At 43.9% G+C, this 369-nt stretch carries 1 pseudogene; it reads left to right on the top strand.

Annotation, left to right across the window (positions count from 1 at the left end):
* Window positions 1-86: 86 nt before the first annotated feature.
* Window positions 87-369: pseudogene (locus A9G24_RS11520) on the top strand (hypothetical protein); the annotation flags it as partial.

The raw sequence follows: 369 nt of genomic DNA on the forward strand, positions 1-369 counted from the left end.
TACAACGCCCTAAATATTGTGGCGGCATTGCGGTGTTTAAATGGGAACATATTATGCCCTCTAATTTTGGCGAGACTGGCTCGGATATGGGTGGTACTAACTTAGTTAATGTGTTCTCCTTTCACCCTTATAAAACTGGCTTTCCCGTTGCACAGTCCGTGGGCGTAGGCAAAAACACTTATAATCCTCAAGATTATAAAGACGAGTGGGAATTTATCCGCCGTTATATGGAAGACGGTCCGAAAAACCTGCCTAAACCACGCCTAAGTACCCACTTACCCATGCCCTTTCACGGTGTTGAGGGACATATTAGCCCCATGATCCATCTGGCAAAAAATAACCCCAGTGTGATCATGATTTTAATGTTAA

Source organism: Gilliamella sp. App6-5, assembly GCF_001690525.1.
GTDB lineage: Bacteria > Pseudomonadota > Gammaproteobacteria > Enterobacterales > Orbaceae > Gilliamella > Gilliamella apicola_H.